Annotated in this window: 15 protein-coding genes; 3 read left to right on the forward strand and 12 right to left on the reverse strand. The window is 46.8% G+C overall.

What is annotated here, in order from left to right:
- Positions 1-625: 625 nt before the first annotated feature.
- The 12 genes from cyoE to R7Q11_RS06675 all read right to left on the reverse strand — a co-directional run bounded on the left by cyoE (position 626) and on the right by R7Q11_RS06675 (position 13,786).
- Positions 626-1,540, reverse strand: coding sequence for a heme o synthase (gene cyoE, locus R7Q11_RS06620; RefSeq protein ID WP_225466309.1), 915 nt, complete (start codon positions 1,538-1,540; stop codon positions 626-628).
- Positions 1,501-1,812 (reverse strand): cytochrome o ubiquinol oxidase subunit IV, encoded by a 312-nt coding sequence (gene cyoD / locus R7Q11_RS06625; protein WP_012842490.1) that lies wholly within the window; start codon positions 1,810-1,812, stop codon positions 1,501-1,503. The genes cyoE and cyoD overlap by 40 nt, the downstream gene beginning before the upstream one ends.
- Positions 1,812-2,414, reverse strand: coding sequence for a cytochrome o ubiquinol oxidase subunit III (gene cyoC, locus R7Q11_RS06630; RefSeq protein ID WP_005375782.1), 603 nt, complete (start codon positions 2,412-2,414; stop codon positions 1,812-1,814). The genes cyoD and cyoC overlap by 1 nt, the downstream gene beginning before the upstream one ends.
- On the reverse strand, positions 2,404-4,440 hold the full coding sequence (gene cyoB / locus R7Q11_RS06635; protein ID WP_225466310.1) for a cytochrome o ubiquinol oxidase subunit I: 2,037 nt from the start codon (positions 4,438-4,440) through the stop codon (positions 2,404-2,406). Before cyoB ends, cyoC begins: the two co-directional genes overlap by 11 nt.
- A 5-nt stretch (positions 4,441-4,445) precedes the next feature.
- A complete protein-coding gene (gene cyoA / locus R7Q11_RS06640) occupies positions 4,446-5,327 on the reverse strand; it encodes a ubiquinol oxidase subunit II (RefSeq protein ID WP_005388604.1) in 882 nt (293 codons plus the stop codon).
- A gap of 798 nt (positions 5,328-6,125) precedes the next feature.
- Entirely contained in the window at positions 6,126-6,884 is a 759-nt protein-coding gene (locus R7Q11_RS06645) for an SDR family oxidoreductase (RefSeq protein WP_005375778.1), read from the reverse strand.
- 110 nt (positions 6,885-6,994) lie between these two features.
- Positions 6,995-7,900: a 3-hydroxyisobutyrate dehydrogenase gene (gene mmsB / locus R7Q11_RS06650; protein ID WP_005375775.1), complete on the reverse strand. Its 906-nt coding sequence runs from the start codon at positions 7,898-7,900 to the stop codon at positions 6,995-6,997.
- An 11-nt stretch (positions 7,901-7,911) separates the two neighbouring features.
- Positions 7,912-9,051, reverse strand: a complete 1,140-nt coding sequence (locus R7Q11_RS06655) for an enoyl-CoA hydratase/isomerase family protein (protein ID WP_191115841.1) — start codon at positions 9,049-9,051, stop codon at positions 7,912-7,914.
- An 8-nt stretch (positions 9,052-9,059) separates the two neighbouring features.
- Positions 9,060-9,845 (reverse strand): enoyl-CoA hydratase, encoded by a 786-nt coding sequence (locus tag R7Q11_RS06660; RefSeq protein ID WP_191115842.1) that lies wholly within the window; start codon positions 9,843-9,845, stop codon positions 9,060-9,062.
- Between the two features lie 38 nt (positions 9,846-9,883).
- Positions 9,884-11,038 (reverse strand): acyl-CoA dehydrogenase family protein, encoded by a 1,155-nt coding sequence (locus R7Q11_RS06665; protein WP_158155285.1) that lies wholly within the window; start codon positions 11,036-11,038, stop codon positions 9,884-9,886.
- 19 nt (positions 11,039-11,057) lie between these two features.
- Positions 11,058-12,551, reverse strand: coding sequence for a CoA-acylating methylmalonate-semialdehyde dehydrogenase (locus R7Q11_RS06670; RefSeq protein ID WP_191115844.1), 1,494 nt, complete (start codon positions 12,549-12,551; stop codon positions 11,058-11,060).
- 23 nt (positions 12,552-12,574) lie between these two features.
- Positions 12,575-13,786 carry an acetyl-CoA C-acyltransferase gene (locus R7Q11_RS06675; protein ID WP_225466311.1) on the reverse strand — a complete coding sequence of 404 codons (1,212 nt, stop codon included), beginning with the start codon at positions 13,784-13,786 and terminating at the stop codon, positions 12,575-12,577.
- Positions 13,787-14,061: 275 nt separating this feature from the next.
- Here R7Q11_RS06675 and R7Q11_RS06680 point away from each other — a divergent pair, with 275 nt between their 5' ends.
- The 3 genes from R7Q11_RS06680 (at position 14,062) to R7Q11_RS06690 (ending at position 17,302) form a co-directional block, all read left to right on the forward strand.
- Positions 14,062-14,436, forward strand: coding sequence for a MerR family transcriptional regulator (locus R7Q11_RS06680; RefSeq protein WP_017821195.1), 375 nt, complete (start codon positions 14,062-14,064; stop codon positions 14,434-14,436).
- A 66-nt stretch (positions 14,437-14,502) separates the two neighbouring features.
- Complete coding sequence (locus R7Q11_RS06685) at positions 14,503-15,672, forward strand: isovaleryl-CoA dehydrogenase (RefSeq protein WP_225466312.1); 1,170 nt, start codon at positions 14,503-14,505, stop codon at positions 15,670-15,672.
- Positions 15,673-15,697: 25 nt separating this feature from the next.
- Complete coding sequence (locus tag R7Q11_RS06690) at positions 15,698-17,302, forward strand: carboxyl transferase domain-containing protein (RefSeq protein WP_225466313.1); 1,605 nt, start codon at positions 15,698-15,700, stop codon at positions 17,300-17,302.
- Positions 17,303-17,323: the final 21 nt, after the last annotated feature.

Here is a 17,323-nt window from a genome sequence, read left to right on the forward strand (position 1 = left end):
TAAACAAGAACGAAAAAGGAACAGCGATACACGATGTATGGCTGTTCCTTCTCTGAATCCTTGAGACCTGCAAACTACAGGCGCACCTTAATGCCTCGGAGACGACAAAACTTTAATCTGGGTTAAGGTTTGGTGAGTTTTTAGATTATGTAAAAGGATGATTCTTAATCGTGTTCATTTCACTGGAGCTAAGATGCTTCCTCACCCACTTTCAGTCGTAAAACTTTTGTATTTCGCTAGCTGGTGATTCAACTCAAACATTCACATTGTTAGTTTGTATGCTGCTATGGGAACTAGCACTCCCCCCAAATGTTTACATTACAAACTATCGATATTGAATTCTCATATGGTAAGTAGAGTTATTGCGCTGTTTATACTTTTTAGCTTAAAAGTCGCTATTTCTTGGCATTATTACGCGTCAGCGGAAACGTGCTTCACTATGTTTTACACACTGGTTGTTTTTGCTTTTAGATATGAATACGTGATAGTGAAGCTAGAGGAGGAACAGGAAAAACAGTGAAAATAAAGGACAATAGAAAGTGAAATGACCTTACTTCTAGGTAAGGTCATTCATGCATTCAGCAGCAAAAGATATTAGCGCGTAGCAAACGCTTAGGTTTGGTTATTACAGAGCTAGAGGAATCAACTCGACGCCAAGCACACCACTGATCCCCATCACCACTAGCAGTGAGACTTTAAACACCGACTTTGACCAAGCGATGTAGTTGTTGTCATCAATGCTGCGAAAGGTCACTTTCGTCCACATAAAGCAAACAACCGCTGCAACTGCTAAGTATTCATACCCGGCTTCACCTAGTAAAAATAACCCCAATGATGCTGCTCCAAAAGCCACGACATACGCTTTCATGTGTCGATGCGCTTTATGAATGCCCTCTTTAACTGGCAATACGGGAATCCCGGCTTCTCGGTAGTCTTGCATGCGGAACATGGCAATGGCATACGAGTGCGGCATTTGCCAGAGACAGAACATGGTAAAGAGTAAAATCGCTTCCAAGCTAATGAAGTTTGTTACCGCCAAGTAACCCACCAATGGCGGAACTGCGCCTGAGATACTTCCCACTAAGGTTCCATACACCGAGTTACGTTTGTACCACATCGTGTAAAAGAACACGTAATACACGTAGCCAAGCAACACGACGGCAGCGGATAGTGGATTCACTCGGATAAATAACAGTGCGGTTCCTACCAGCAATAAAGCAAGTGCATAAACAAACGCAATATCGATATTGATGTTGCCTTTCACTGTTTCACGATTTCGTGTACGTGCCATCTTTTGGTCGATATCACGATCGAAAATATTATTCACCACACAACCTGAAGCGATGACTAACCCAACACCAACTAACGTCGTAACGAACAACATTAGACTGGCTGGTTCTGTTTTTGCGGCGAGGAAGAACCCCGCCGCAACAGAAATCAGGTTGCCGAAAATAATGCCCGGTTTAGTGATAGACAAATAACTTTTCAGCATACCTTGACCTACAACTTCATGTTGACGTTCATGTTGTAGATGATCCATACCGAGCCAGCGATAAGGATAAGTACAACAATGGCGGTAAACATCAGTGATACAAGGTTCCAACGTCCGTCGGATGTTTTTGTTTCCATGTGCAAGAAGTATTTAAAGTGAACAAATATCTGCACTAATGCACATCCAAATAGAATCGCATAGGTCGTTGTATCTGGTAATGATTTCGTCCAAACAAAGTAGAACGGAATTACCGTCAGAATCAGTGAGGCAATAAAGCCTTTCACGTAATCTGACGCACTGGTTTCTACATGTTGATCCATTACATTACCCCCAGTAAGTAAACGATGGTAAAGACACAAATCCAAACGATATCTAGAAAGTGCCAGAATAGGCTTAAGCAGTTAAAGCGCATTGCCATATTGTCGTTCAGACCTTTCGTCGACAGTTGATGGTATGCTACCGCTAACCAAATCAGACCAAAGGTTACGTGCAGGCCGTGCGTACCAACCAACGTAAAGAATGCCGACAGGAATGCACTGGTTTGTGGGCCATAGCCTTCTTCAATCAGGTGATGGAACTCATAGACCTCCATACAGATAAAGCCAAGACCAAGCGCGAACGTGACTAACATCCAACGTTTGAGACCAGCAACGTTGTTGCGCTTCATCGCGATAATGCCAAAACCAAATGTGATACTGCTAAACAGCAGCAGCATGGTTTCGACAAAAACGAATGGGAGTTCGAAAATGTCTTTACCTGTTGGGCCCGCAATTGAATTGCTCGACAGCACAGCGTAAGTCGCGAACAAGGTCGCAAACAGTACACAGTCACTCATCAGGTAAACCCAGAAGCCAAATAGCTTGTTGCCATTCGTGTCATGGTGGTGATCATGGTCGTGATGTGCTGCGATATTAGTTTGCATACGTCACCTCCAGATCATCTTTACTTTCGCTGTCTTTCACTGAGTTTTTCTTCGCTTCTTCAAGCTGAGCTCGACGTTCGGTCTCAATTGCTTTGATCTCTTCAACTTCCACGTAGTAATCCACATCATCGTTATAGCTATGCTGAATACACGTCACGATAATACCGACCAAACTTGCCGCCGCTAGCCACCAGATGTACCAAATCATTCCGAAGCCAAATAGGAGCGACCAAGCCGACACGTAGATGCCTGTTGCCGTGTTTTTTGGCATATGAATACGTTCGTATTCCACTTCTTTAGTTGGATCGAACTCGCCACTTTGTTTCTGGTACCAGAAGGCATCCAGCACATCACCTTTTGGTAGGTGCGCAAAGTTGTAGAACGGCGGTGGAGACGATGTTGCCCACTCAAGAGTACGACCACCCCACGGGTCACCAGTTAGATCACGGTTTTGCTCGCGGTCACGGATACTCACGTAAATTTGGATGAACTGAGACAATACGCCCAGCGCAATCACAACCGTACCTGCTGCGGCAATCGACAACAGTGGGAAGTATTCTGGGTTGATGTCTTGGCTTAAACGACGAGTCATCCCCATGAAGCCCAGCGCGTAAAGCGGTAAGAACGCCATTAAGAAACCAATAATCCAAAGATAGAACGCGCGTTTGCCCCAAGTTTCATTCATGGTGAAACCGGTCGCTTTCGGGAACCAGTAAGTGATCGCAGCGAAACATCCAAACACCACACCACCGATGATAACGTTGTGGAAGTGAGCGATAAGGAATACTGAGTTATGCAGAACGAAATCTGCGCCCGGAACAGCCATTAGTACGCCCGTCATACCACCAACAGTAAAGGTGATCAGGAAACCCACCGTCCACATCATTGGCGTCGTAAAGCGGATGCGGCCTTTGTACATCGTGAATAGCCAGTTGAAGATCTTCACCCCTGTTGGGATAGAAATGATCATCGTGGCAATACCGAAGAAGGCATTTACGTTCGCGCCAGACCCCATCGTAAAGAAGTGGTGTAGCCAAACGACAAAGGCAAGAATCGTGATAACTACGGTAGCCCAAACTAGCGATGTGTAACCGAACAACTTTTTACGTGAGAAGGTTGCGGTGACTTCTGAGAACACACCAAAAATTGGCAAGATCAAGATGTACACTTCTGGGTGACCCCAAGCCCAAATCAGGTTGACGTACATCATTACGTTGCCGCCAAGATCATTGGTAAAGAAGTGCATGCCTAGGTATCTATCCAGCGTAAGCAGAGCGATAGTCACCGTTAGGATTGGGAATGAAATGATGATCAAAATGTTTGCACACAGAGACGCCCAAGTGAAAACTGGCATCTTCATCATTGGCATAGACGGTGTACGCATACGCAAAATGGTCGCGAAGAAGTTCACGCCTGTTAACGTCGTACCAACACCTGATATCTGCAGCGCCCAAATCCAATAGTCGACCCCGACTCCTGGGCTAGCCTCAATACCTGAAAGCGGCGGATACGCCAACCAGCCGGTACGACCAAATTCACCTAAGCCGAGAGACATGTTTGTTAGGATGACACCTACAACAAACAGCCAGAAGCTCAAGTTATTCAGATACGGGAAAGCTACGTCACGCGCACCAATCTGCAATGGCACGATGATGTTCATCAGACCAATGACCAATGGCATCGCTACGAAGAAGATCATGATCACGCCATGGGCAGTAAAAATTTGATCGTAGTGATGCGGTGGTAAGTAACCTGCTTCACCCGCAGAAGAAAGGAGTTGCTGACTACGCATCATGACTGCGTCAGCAAAACCACGAACAAGCATCACCATCGCTACTGCGATGTACATGAAGCCAAGTTTTTTATGGTCTACTGAAGTAAACCATTCATTCCACAAATATTGCCACTTTCCGGCTTTGGTCACCGCGTAAACTACGGCTAAACCAACCAGCGCCACAACCGCTAGGGTGATGACGATAATAGGTTCGTGGAATGGAACTGAATCAAGAGTTAATCTTCCAAACATTACGATTATCCTTGGTTTTCAGGCAAACAGTTCATTGAACCAGGATGCTGAGTCACAACGTCGGTGAACAAGAACGGAGGAACGCTAGAGAACAAAGTGACTGGCTCTGCGATACTTGGCGCTGCCAGTGAGCTGTATTGCTCCCAATCTTCAATACGATCAGGGCTCGCCTTCACTTTCTGCACCCAATTTAGGAACGCAGCACGATCAGACATTGCTGAAGCTGTGAACTTCATTTGCGAAAAGCCTTCGCCGCTGTAATTCGATGCAAAGCCCTTGTAGTCACCTTCGTGGTTCGCTATCAGGTTAAGCTTGGTAACCATGCCTGGCATCGCGTAGATCTGTGTACCTAAGCGAGGGATGAAAAACGCGTTCATGATGTTGTCCGAAGTCAGTTTGAACTGCACTGGCACATCTTTCGGGAACGCCACATAGTTCACCGTCGCAATGTTTTCTTCTGGATAGATGAACAACCATTTCCAATCGAGTGACACCACTTCGATGGTCATTGGTTTAACATCACTTTCCAATGGTTTAGAGGGCTCTAGTTCATGAGTCGAACGCCATGTGATCGTCGCAAGAATCGCAATGATGATGATTGGAATTGTCCATACCACCACTTCGATTTTGGTCGAGTGTGACCACTCGGGTGCGTACTCTTCTTCAGTGTTAGAGGCGCGGTATCGGTAAGCGAAGTAAATCGTCATTAAAATCACAGGGATTACAACGATCAACATCAGCAAAAGAGCAGTAATAATTAACTCTTTTTCTTGCACACCAATGGCACCTTTGGGGTCAAGTAAAGCTGAATTACATCCTGAGAGCATAAGTATGACGGACGCCAAACTTCCCCTCGACAAGATGCGTTTATATCTTGAGGCTTCCATTAACTTTCTCGATGGTTGTCTGGTTTCAAAGCAGATGCCAATCAAAGTAAATAAGAGCTCACACATAGCGCAGAGGTAATGTATGAGAACAAGAAGAAACTTCGATAAGTAGTTATTCTACTTACAATTTTTCAACTTCGTCATCAAGCATTTAACCAGCTAGAATGAACCGTTATTTACTACGATACGATTGGTACCAAGCCAAGAACCAGTTGTTATAGTCATTAGAATGTTTATGTGTTGAGCATGAGTAACGTCGGGCTCAGAGCGAAACAAAACGGAATTGAGTGGAGATCAAAACCACACTCTTAGTGTGAGTTTATTGTTACACTTTGAAACACTATGTTACATTTGGCGCATTATGAGGAGTAAAAAGTTAAAGCTCATTAGCCACAACTGGAAACTAACCTTCCATTAATGGAAGTTACACACTTTAAATCGAATATTAACCTCAACACGAATTTCTCGTGCTTCAACAATTAATTATTTAAAAACAAATAGTTGAAACTTAAAATTGATGAGACTGACTATCAACTTCATTTACGCAGATAGCCTTAATGAGAAGCGGAAACTAAAAAACCAAAAGTGTGATCAGCATCAAATTAATGATTTCACTTAATATTTGAGTGGTATTTACATCTCTTTATTGGATTGTGAGAAATCATTCTCAAGGTAAATCCAAACATAAGTTGTAAATACATTTGGGTTGCGCAGAATTAGCACTCCACAACATAGAAAATGTTGAAATGGAAAGAGACTTATTATTCAGGTCTATCAGAGCCTTATTTCAGTGATCACTTACATACGAATGCCGCCATCCACTTCTAAAACCCTGCCAGTAAAGTAATCACTCTCAATAATGTATTTTACAGCATGCGCGATTTCGCTTGTTTCGCCCATCCTGCCAACTGGGATCATCTTTTCTAATCGCTCTATGGCTTCGGGTTTCATTTGCTCTGCCATCGCGGTATGAACTACACCTGGTGCAACCGCCGCCGCGCGAATACCGTATCTTGCGAGCTCACGAGCCCATGTTGTCGCCATGGTCGCGACCGCCGCTTTTGACGCAGAATAATTGGTTTGTCCGATATTCCCAGCTCTCGCAACACTAGAAATATTGATGATAACGCCTTGGGAGCCACTCTCAATCATCTTGACGGCAGCTTCACGCCCACACAAAAACGTTCCTGTCACGTTAACGTTCATGACCAAGTTGAATTGATCCAAAGACATCTTACTGATCACGCCATCTTTTGCTTTTACAAGTAACCCATCTCTTAACACGCCAGCGTTATTGACTAACCCATTGAGTTGACCAAAATCTTGGATAATCGCTTCAAACGTGGTTTCAACGTCGATTTCGTTGGTGACATCCACTTGATATGTCAACGCTTTCGCACTCAGCATTCGACACTGTTCTTGTGTTTCCATTAAGCCACTGGCGTTTACATCCAACAACGCTAAATCAGCGCCAGCTTGAGCAAGGGTAATGGCCATCATTTGCCCAAGCCCCTGCCCTGCTCCTGTAATGGCAATAACACTACTTTTTATGTCCATATTGGTGCACTCCATAGCTCGTAATGTTCTCTATCTCAACCAGTCTGAGTTGGCCGAAATGATGCGCGTTTTAGGTCACCATCTTGGGCTGGTTTGTCACAAAACTCAGTCTAGCCTTTCTTACTCTTGTATAACTCAAATAAGCTTGAGAAATCGAGCTCGCCGTGGCCGCTCGCGTTGTGGAAAGAATATAAGTTGCGCGCTAACGACCCCATCGGAACCGAAGAATGTGTTTGTAACGCCGCATCTAACCCCAAACCGAGATCTTTTAGCATGAGTTTGCTCATAAAGCCCGGTTGGTAATCGTGACTGGCTGGCGCACTGTCCATCACGCCTGGGCAAGGATTGTAAAGCTCCAATGCCCAATTTCGGCCAGAGCTTTGCAGCATGATGTTTGATAGCACTTTTGGATCGAGTCCATGATCGATACCTAGGTTTAATGCCTCGCACGTACCAGACATTAAAATGCCGAGCATAAGGTTGTTACAGATTTTCGCCATTTGACCATCGCCTGCTTTGCCAGCATGGAAAACATTTTTTCCCATATACTGCAAAATCGCATTGGCTTTAGAAAACGCTTGATCCGAACCACCAACAATAAAGGTTAATGTCGCCGCTTTCGCGCCAGCAACGCCCCCCGAAACGGGTGCGTCGACAAACAACACGCGTTTATTTGCCGCTTCATTGGCGACTAATCGCGCGGAGTCCGGATCAATGGTTGAACAATCAATCATCAAGGTACTTGGCGAGACAAGATTGAGGACACCTACGCCACCGTGTAAGTCACCAAGATACACGGAACGAACGTGAGACCCTGCTGGTAGCATCGTGATGACTGTGCTAGCACCATCTACTACCTCTTCGATAGAGCTCGCCACTACCGCACCAAAAGGTACTAGTTGCTTTGCGGCTTCGCTATCGACATCGAATACTTGCACGTTAAATCCAGACGCGAGTAAGTTTTGCGCCATAGGATGCCCCATTCTTCCTAAACCGATAAATGCGATGGTACTCATGATCATTCTCCTTATTGACCTAGTGTTTGTTCACCCAAATTAGCAAGCGGATGCTCGTTATCTGACCAAAGCGAGGTAAACAAAGTATCGATAACATCTTCATCGACTTCACTGACACTGTTAAATATCCAGCTCGGCTCGCCATCCCGGTCAATGAGCCGAGAACGGACGCCCTCTTTAAACTCACCTAATAAGGCGCTGCGAATCGATAAACTCAGCTCCAAGCGGAAGCAATCTGCAAGCGGTAAGCTGTGGTATTCTTTCACTTGTCTGAAGCAAATATGCGCGGTGATCGGACTGCCCGATGCGAACGTTTGTTTCGCGTTTTCTATCCACTGGCTATTCCCTTCGATAGCCATGATTCGCTGTGCTATCGCATTAAGATCAAAGCCTTTGCACGCTTCCTCTATCTGATCTAAGTATGGACAAATTTGCGTGGTTGGTTTGCTATCAATAACCTGTTCTTCCATTAATTGTAGTAGCGCAGTTACCAACTCTTTCGCATCTTCTTTGCACCACTGGAGCCGCTTTAGCTCATCCAGTAAGGTGGGATACTGCTCTTCCAACAGTAACCAATCGGCCAAACCAATAGTGACAGCGTCACTTGAATTCACCATGGAGCCTGTCAATCCGAGGAATAAACCCACTTGCGGATCTATCTGGCTTAAAAACCACGTACCTCCCACATCAGGATACAGTCCAATATTGATTTCTGGCATAGCAAGGCGTGATGTTGTTGTCACAACTTTATGGCTGGTTCCCATAAAAAGCCCCATCCCACCGCCCATGACAATACCTTCTCCCCAACCGATAATGGGTTTGTTGTAAGTGTGAATGAGATAGTCACACTCATACTCCAACGAGAAATAGTTCGTACAGAACTCTACGATTTTTTCTTTACTCTCGTTATGCATGACGTGATACATAGCTCGAACATCGCCACCAGCACAGAATGCTTTTTCTCCAGCGCCAGTGAGTACCACACAAGTCACATGCGGATCGTCTTGCCACTTGATAAGCTGATCGTTAAGTTGGACTAACATGTCATACGTCAATGCATTCAATGAAGCGGTGTTGTCTAACGTTGCGATACCAATGCGGTGCACGCCATCGAAGCACTCTATTTCACTAATGGCTACCATCCCTGCCATGTGGCCTCCTATCGGTTTTTCCATTGCGGTGGGCGTTTTTCTAAAAAGGCGCGAACACCCTCAACTTGATCTTCCGTATCAAAAAGAGTCAGAAACAACTCTCGCTCTTTCATTAAGCCGTGCTTAAGTGGCGCAGAGCGCATATTTTGAATGAGCGCCTTACATGCGGCGACAGAAGATGGCGACTGGTTCGCAACAGAGTCAGCAAGCTCCAGCGCTTTACTTAAAGCTTCGCCTTTGGAGACCAACTCCTCAGCCAAGCCTAGTTCTTTTGCTTTGTCAGCGCTGACTTGCTCTCCACATAAAATGATACGCTTTGCCCAGCCTTCCCCTACTAACGCTGTGAGGTTTTGGGTACCGCCAGCGCAGGGCAAAAGTCCGACTTTGGCTTCAGGTAAAGCAAGTACCGCTTGCTCTTCAACGACTCGAATATCACAAGCTAATGCCACTTCTAAACCTCCACCCATGGCGTAACCATTAATAGCGGCAATGGAAACACCACGGAATTCCGAGAGCGTTTCAAACGCTTCACCAAAGCATCGCGCCATGTCTAACGCAACCGCTTTGTCACCGTCAGAAAATAGCTTGAGATCTGCACCAGCAGAGAAAAACTTTTCTCCACTGCCGGTTAAAACCAGTGCGTAGACCTGCTTATCATTGTTAAGTGTGAGTATCAGCGACTTCAGTACCTTGAGGCTCTCTGCTGTCCACGTATTGGCCGGCGGGTTGTTCATCGTCACCACCGCAACGTGATTAGTGATCGTATGTTGAATGGCTTCTTGGGTTAATGGCATATCTGAATCCTTTCTCAATGAGCAAATCCAATACTTCGCTACAGCAAGGCCGACTCCTCAGAGAGCAAACGGCGCGCGATGATCAAGCGCATGATTTCGTTCGTTCCCTCCAGAATTTGATGCACACGCACATCTCTGAAATGACGCTCCATTGGATACTCTTTGATGTAACCATAGCCGCCATAAAGCTGCAGCGCTTGGTCGCAAACCTGAAAGCCCACATCGGTTGCGAACCGTTTTGCCATCGCGCAATAAGCCGTGGCATCTGGGTCATTTCGGTCGAGCTTGCTGGCGGCATAGCGCACTAACTGCCGAGCAGCCACTAGCTCTGTCGCCATGTCTGCTAATTTGAATTGTAAGGCTTGAAACTGCGCAAGCGACTTGCCGAACTGCTTACGCTCCTGAATGTATTGTGTCGCCTGTTCAAGGGCCTGCTGAGCCGTACCGACGGAACAGGTCGCAATATTTATACGCCCTCCATCAAGCCCTTTCATCGCAAAGACAAAACCTTGCCCTTCTTCGCCCAGTAAATGGCTAGCTGGAATAACGACATTTTCAAAAGTAACCGCTCGTGTTGGTTGGCTGTTCCAACCCATTTTGGGTTCTTTGCGCCCATAGCTGATACCATCTGCGTGAGCAGGAACAACAAATGCAGACACGCCTTTGGCACCCGCTTCTCCGGTTCGCGCCATCACGACCAAAACATCTGTCTCTCCTGCGCCAGAGATAAAGGTTTTGCCGCCGTTGATGACATACTTATCTCCCTTTTTTGTAGCGGAAGTGGTCAGTGCAGCGGCGTCTGATCCTGCGTTAGGCTCAGTTAAGCAATAGGAGCCTAACCACTCCCCCGTAACTAATTTCGGACAGAACTGCGTTTTGGCTTCATCGGTAGCAAAACTGGCTATCATCCAACTGACCATGTTGTGAATCGTCATAAACGCCGTAGTGGACGTACATCCCATGGCCAGTTGTTCAAAGATAATTGAAGCATCCAAGCGACTCAGCCCTAGGCCACCTTGCGCTTCTGGAGTGTAGAGACTGAGAAACCCTAGTTCCCCCGCCTCTCTCAATACGTCTTTGGGGAAAATCTGCTTTTCATCCCACTCCGCCGCCATCGGTGCTAAACGCTCATCGGCAAATTGTTGAGCGGTATCGGCAAATGCACGTTGATCTTCATTAAGTTCAAAGTCCATAAAAGCTCCTTTTATTCACTCAGCGCAGTTGGATGGTCAGATTTGGCCCCGTTGGAATATCGTCATCAAACCAACGCGCCGTCACCGTTTTGGTCTCGGTATAAAAACGCACTGCTTGTTTACCATACGCATGTAAATCACCATAGAAACTGCCTCTCCAACCAGTAAAGGAGAAAAATGGTAAAGGGACTGGAATAGGCACATTGATCCCAACCTGACCGACTTGAATGTCATGCTGATATTTTCTCGCAGCAGCGCCATTAGCGGTAAATATAGAAGTTCCGTTGCCGTAAGGGTTGCGATTCACTAACTCAATAGCTTCTTGCAACGTTTCGACTTCCATACAAACTAAGACAGGGCCAAATATCTCTTGCGTGTAAATCGACATGTTCGCTGTTACACCGCTAAACAAGGTTGGGCCAATCCAGTTTCCATCGGGAAAGCCTTCCACTTCACACTGACTGCCATCGAGTTCACACACTGCGCCTTGTTGTTTGCCATCTTCAATTAGGTCCAATACGCGTTGTTTAGCTTGCTCACTGATCAGTGGGCCATAAGCAGCTTGCTCATCGTCCCAAGGCCCTGGGTGTACTTTCGCCATTGCCTGTTTGAGGTCTGTAATCCATTGTTTTGAATCGCCGACAAATACCGCAACAGAAATTGCCATACAACGCTGCCCCGCAGCCCCTACGGAGGCTCCGATTAGGTTATTCACCACTTGATCTTTGTTTGCATCAGGCATGATCACCATGTGATTCTTTGCACCAGCAAAAGCTTGAACCCGTTTAAAATGTTTAGTCCCTGTGGTGTAGATATAACGGGCAACGGGAACCGAGCCAACAAATGACACCGCTCGAATATCAGGATGAGCCAGAAGAAAGTCGACTTGCTCTTTGCGGCCATGAACAATCTGCAACACCCCTTTAGGCGCGCCAGCTTGCTCAAATAGTTCGGCTAAACGAATAGAGGTCAACGGCACTTGTTCAGATGGTTTGAGCACAAACGTATTGCCCGCAGCGATAGCGATTGGGAACATCCACAACGGAATCATGGCTGGAAAGTTAAACGGCGTGATACCACAACACACACCTAAGGGCTGAATCATTGAGTAACTATCAATATCCGTAGCAACGTTTTCGACGGTTTCTCCCATCATGTTGCTAGCAATGTTTGCCGCCTGCTCAACCACCTCGATACCACGCCACACATCGCCTTTGGCATCCGCTAAAATCTTACCCGTCTCATGAGAAAGCAGTGTGGCAAGCTCATCATGATGGTCTTTGAGCAAGTGCTGATAACGCAGCATAACTCGGGCACGCTCGGGTATCGCCACTTCTTTCCAAGATTGGAATGTCTCTTTCGCATTATCAATGGCGGCTTCCATCTCGTGCTCTGTGGAACATGGAACGTACGCAATGACATCATTAGTGGCGGGATTGGTTACCTCAACCCAATCCGATGTTTGAGATTCACGAAACTCGCCACCAATAAACAAGGGAACCAAACGAGTCATCATTTACTCCTTTCTGATTTCAATTAAAGCGGTATTTCAATGCCTATCGCCGTGGCTTCTCCACCGCCGATACAAAGTGACGCAACACCCCGCATCACTTTTTTGGCTTCGAGATCACCATTGGTGCCTAACGCTTGTAGCTGACGCAAACTGTGAATCAATGTCACCAGAATTCGTGCGCCACTAGCCCCTATCGGATGCCCAAGCGCACAAGCTCCACCTTTAATATTTACTTTGCTCGTATCTAGTCCAAGTTCCGCCACCGCTATTTGTGTCACAACGGCAAAGGCTTCATTGATTTCCCACAGGTCCACTTCATAAATTGACCAATCTAGCTGGAACAGCAGTTGCTCAATTGCGTAGACGGGTGCCAAAGTAAATTCTGCAGGTTTTCTGGCATGTGTAGAGTGCGCCTTGATGATCGCAAGTGGTTTAAGCCCCTGATGACGCGCAGTGTCTTCATCCATAAGCACAAGAGCCGCCGCGCCATCTGAAATGGCACTCGAATTAGCAGCGGTCACCGTACCTTTTTCATCGAATGCAGGTTTGAGTTGAGGAATTTTACTAAGGTCAATCGAGCGTGGGTGCTCATCGTAATCCAGCACCGCTTGTTCTGACTTGGTATTGAGTGAAACCGGCGAAAGTTCATCGGCAAACAAGCCTCGCTCTTGAGCTTCCAACGCACGTTTTGCCGACATCACGGCCCATTCATCCATTTGCTCTCTGGTGAACTTAAGCCTGTTAGCGACTTGCTGAGCATAAACACCCATTAAGTGCCCTTCGTAAGCATCTTGTAGCCCATCGAGAAACATGTGGTCATACGCAGACTGGTGCCCCATACGCATTCCCTTTCTCGCCTCCCTCAGCAAATACGGCGCATTGGTCATACTTTCCATACCACCAGCAATGGCAGAGCGAATCGTTCCAGCTTTAATGAGATCGTGCGCTAACAGGACGCTCTTCATGCCAGAGCCACACACTTTGTTAATGGTGGTGCACCCTACGCCCAAAGGAAGATCTGCCCCCATAGATGCTTGCCTAGCAGGAGCTTGTCCACACCCTGCTGGAAGCACACATCCCATGAACACTTCATCCACCGAAGTCACATTCACTTCGTGCATTGCCGCCTTGATCGCCAGTGCGCCTAATTGAGGAGCAGAGTAAGTTTGCAACTTGCCTTGAAAGCGCCCAATTGGCGTTCTTTTCGCGCTGACAATCCAGATGTCTTTTCCCATGATTCGCATTCCCTTAAGGTATATGTGAACACTTGGCAGACTGATGACACCCTACATAGAATTACTCACCAAGCGCCACACCAGCCTTTATCGCCTTTTTCACTAACAAACTTTCATTCCGCGATTTCTTGACGTTTACGTAAGCATAGCACTAGCCTTTACAATGAGATGAAAAAACACACCAAGCAGACGTTTATATTTCAAAGTTGATGTTCGGCCTTCCCATTTAAGGTTCGATTTCCAGAAACTGGATTTTTATTCGAGGTAAGTATGTTATGGAAAAATACAAGATCAGTGACCTCGCCAAGGAGTTTGATATTACTACTCGCAGTATCCGGTTTTATGAAGACGTGGGTCTGATTGAACCAGAGCGAAAAGGCAATATGCGCGTTTATCAACGCAGGGATAGAATTCGCCTCAAACTGATTTTAAGAGGGAAACGGCTCGGTTTTTCGCTGGCAGAAATTCGTGAACTTTTCGAGCTCTACGACATGCAACAAACCGAAGGACAGTTATTGAAAATGCTCAATATCATTGAAGAGAAACAAGCCGTCCTACAACAACAACTCAACGACATCAGCGTCGTTATGGCTGAGTTGAATGCCGCTAAGGAGCGTTGTATTCAAACACTCAAAAGCAAGCAGACATAAACGCTATACTCAATTAGCAACACCGCTACCGGCTTTTCCACCTTACCTCTGATACCGGGAGACGTTATGAAAAGCACCTATACCCCACTCAATTTCGGACTTGGTGATACCATCGATATGCTCCGAGAACACGTTAATGCCTTTGCTACGGAACATATTGCGCCCATCGCCGCTGAGATAGACCGCGATAACCAGTTCCCGAATCATTTATGGCCTTTGTTGGGAGAAATGGGGTTGCTTGGTGTGACCGTCGATGAAGAGCTTGGTGGTGCAGGCATGGGATACCTCGCTCATGTTGTTGCCATGGAAGAAATCAGCCGTGCCTCTGCGTCTGTCGCTTTAAGCTACGGCGCTCATTCTAACCTGTGCGTCAACCAAATCTTTCGTAACGGCACGCCTTCTCAACGCGAAAAATACCTTCCAAAACTCATTGATGGTACGCACGTTGGCGCCCTAGCGATGAGTGAGCCCAATGCCGGTTCAGACGTGATAAGCATGCAACTGAAAGCGGAGAACAAGGGCGACCATTTTGTACTGAATGGCAACAAAATGTGGATAACAAACGGGCCCGATGCTGACGTAGTGGTGCTTTACGCTAAAACGGATGTCAGCGCAGGTTCACGTGGCATTACCGCATTCATTATTGAACGTAACTTCGCAGGTTTCACTCATGCTCAAAAGCTGGACAAGCTAGGCATGAGAGGCTCGAATACTTGCGAACTTGTATTTAACCATTGCGTAGTGCCAAAAGAGAATATTCTTGGCGAGTTGAATCAAGGCGTCGAGGTGTTAATGAGTGGGCTGGATTACGAGCGCGTCGTCCTTGCTGCCGGACCACTCGGGATAATGCAAGCTTGCATGGACATTGTGGTCCCGTACGTACATGAACGAGAGCAGTTTGGAAAACTCATTGGCGAGTTTCAGTTAGTTCAGGGCAAGATCGCCGATATGTACTCTCGAATGAGTGCAGCAAAAGCGTATGTATATACCGTCGCAGCGGCTTGTGATCGAGGTAACGCAACACGCAAAGATGCCGCTGGCGCGATTTTGTACAGTGCAGAGCTCGCCACACAAATGGCACTCGATGCAATCCAGTTGCTCGGTGGGAATGGCTACATCAATGAATACCCTGCTGGTCGTTTGCTACGTGATGCAAAGCTTTATGAAATCGGCGCGGGTACCTCAGAGATTCGCCGCATGTTAATTGGCCGAGAGCTGTTCGAAGAATCTCGCTAACGGAACATACGACAAGGAAGTCATTATGGCCATTATCAAAAGTAAAACTAAGCCAACTGACGAGTTATTTCTTTCCAATAAAGCCGTGATGGAAACGTTGGTCACTCAACTTAATCAACACATCGAGACCATCAAACAGGGCGGCGGTGAAAAAGCCATTGAGCACCAGAGGCAAAAAGGAAAACTCCCCGCACGAGAACGCATCGCGCGCTTGCTTGATGACAACACTGACTTTCTTGAAATCAGCCAGTTTGCCGCCTGGCAAGTGTATGACGAAGCGATCCCCTGCGCTGGTGTTATCGCCGGCATTGGTATCATAGAGGGGATTCAATGCATGGTCATCGCCAACGATGCTTCGGTAAAAGGCGGAACCTACTACCCACTCACGGTAAAAAAACACCTTAGAGCGCAAGAGATAGCCCAACGTTGCCAACTCCCCTGCGTGTACTTGGTGGACTCCGGTGGCGCAAATCTCCCTCATCAGTCCGACGTCTTCCCCGACAAAGAACACTTTGGTCGCATTTTCTTTAACCAAGCGAGAATGTCGGCGAAAGGCATCCCCCAAGTTGCTGTTGTGATGGGGCTTTGCACTGCTGGGGGCGCGTACGTTCCTGCCATGGCGGATGTGTCCATTATGGTTAAAGAGCAAGGCACCATTTTTTTGGCGGGGCCACCTTTGGTGAAAGCGGCCACTGGCGAAGTCGTGACGGGTGAAGAGCTCGGCGGTGCAGACGTGCATTGTCGAAAATCTGGTGTCGCAGATTATTACGCTGAAAATGATGAACATGCCCTAATGCTTGCGAGAGAAGCCATTGCCAATGCCAATAGAACAAGACCTGTTAAGCCAGAAAACACCGTGCTTCCTCCCCGCTACGACGCAGAAGAAATCTACGGAATTGTGAATGCCAACTTACGACTGTCATTCGACGTTCGAGAAATTATTGCCCGCATCGTCGATGATTCTAATTTCGACGAATTCAAAGCCTTGTACGGCAGAACGCTAGTGTGTGGCTTCGCTCGTATTCAAGGACACTTGATTGGTATTGTGGCAAACAACGGTATCTTGTTTTCTGAATCGGCACAAAAAGGCGCGCACTTTATTGAGCTGTGCGCCAAACGGAAAATACCGCTTCTCTTTCTCCAAAACATTACCGGCTTTATGGTCGGAAAAAAGGTTGAAGAAGAAGGCATCGCAAAACATGGCGCCAAGTTAGTGATGGCCGTCGCTTGTGCTGACGTGCCGAAGTTTACCGTGATCATCGGTGGATCGTACGGCGCTGGTAATTACGGCATGTGCGGCCGAGCGTATGATCCAACCATGATGTGGATGTGGCCGAACGCGCGTATTTCTGTGATGGGCGGAGAACAAGCAGCAGGCGTTTTAACACAAGTTCGAAAAGACGCGAAGGAACGTCAGGGGGAAGCGTGGTCAGAGCAAGAAGAGCACATTTTTAGAGAATCGATCATAGACTTGTATGAAACACAAGGACATCCCTATTTTGCGAGTGCTCGGCTATGGGATGACGGAATTATTGACCCTAAAAAAACGCGTCAGGTGTTGAGTCAAGCGTTAACGGCAGCATTAAATGCCCCCATTCCTGATAGCGAGTTTGGCGTCTTCAGAATGTAAACACCCAAAGATGAATTAAGG

This window comes from Vibrio sp. 970, from assembly GCF_033339075.1.

Bases quoted from the DNA above. Each gene is read 5' to 3' on its own strand.
- cyoE (WP_225466309.1), bottom strand. From the start codon at position 1,540: ATGGATCATCTACAACATGAACGTCAACATGAAGTTGTAGGTCAAGGT.
- cyoD (WP_012842490.1), bottom strand. From the start codon at position 1,812: ATGGATCAACATGTAGAAACCAGTGCGTCAGATTACGTGAAAGGCTTT.
- cyoC (WP_005375782.1), bottom strand. From the start codon at position 2,414: ATGCAAACTAATATCGCAGCACATCACGACCATGATCACCACCATGAC.
- cyoB (WP_225466310.1), bottom strand. From the start codon at position 4,440: ATGTTTGGAAGATTAACTCTTGATTCAGTTCCATTCCACGAACCTATT.
- cyoA (WP_005388604.1), bottom strand. From the start codon at position 5,327: ATGGAAGCCTCAAGATATAAACGCATCTTGTCGAGGGGAAGTTTGGCG.
- R7Q11_RS06645 (WP_005375778.1), bottom strand. From the start codon at position 6,884: ATGGACATAAAAAGTAGTGTTATTGCCATTACAGGAGCAGGGCAGGGG.
- mmsB (WP_005375775.1), bottom strand. From the start codon at position 7,900: ATGAGTACCATCGCATTTATCGGTTTAGGAAGAATGGGGCATCCTATG.
- R7Q11_RS06655 (WP_191115841.1), bottom strand. From the start codon at position 9,051: ATGGCAGGGATGGTAGCCATTAGTGAAATAGAGTGCTTCGATGGCGTG.
- R7Q11_RS06660 (WP_191115842.1), bottom strand. From the start codon at position 9,845: ATGCCATTAACCCAAGAAGCCATTCAACATACGATCACTAATCACGTT.
- R7Q11_RS06665 (WP_158155285.1), bottom strand. From the start codon at position 11,038: ATGGACTTTGAACTTAATGAAGATCAACGTGCATTTGCCGATACCGCT.
- R7Q11_RS06670 (WP_191115844.1), bottom strand. From the start codon at position 12,551: ATGACTCGTTTGGTTCCCTTGTTTATTGGTGGCGAGTTTCGTGAATCT.
- R7Q11_RS06675 (WP_225466311.1), bottom strand. From the start codon at position 13,786: ATGGGAAAAGACATCTGGATTGTCAGCGCGAAAAGAACGCCAATTGGG.
- R7Q11_RS06680 (WP_017821195.1), top strand. From the start codon at position 14,062: ATGGAAAAATACAAGATCAGTGACCTCGCCAAGGAGTTTGATATTACT.
- R7Q11_RS06685 (WP_225466312.1), top strand. From the start codon at position 14,503: ATGAAAAGCACCTATACCCCACTCAATTTCGGACTTGGTGATACCATC.
- R7Q11_RS06690 (WP_225466313.1), top strand. From the start codon at position 15,698: ATGGCCATTATCAAAAGTAAAACTAAGCCAACTGACGAGTTATTTCTT.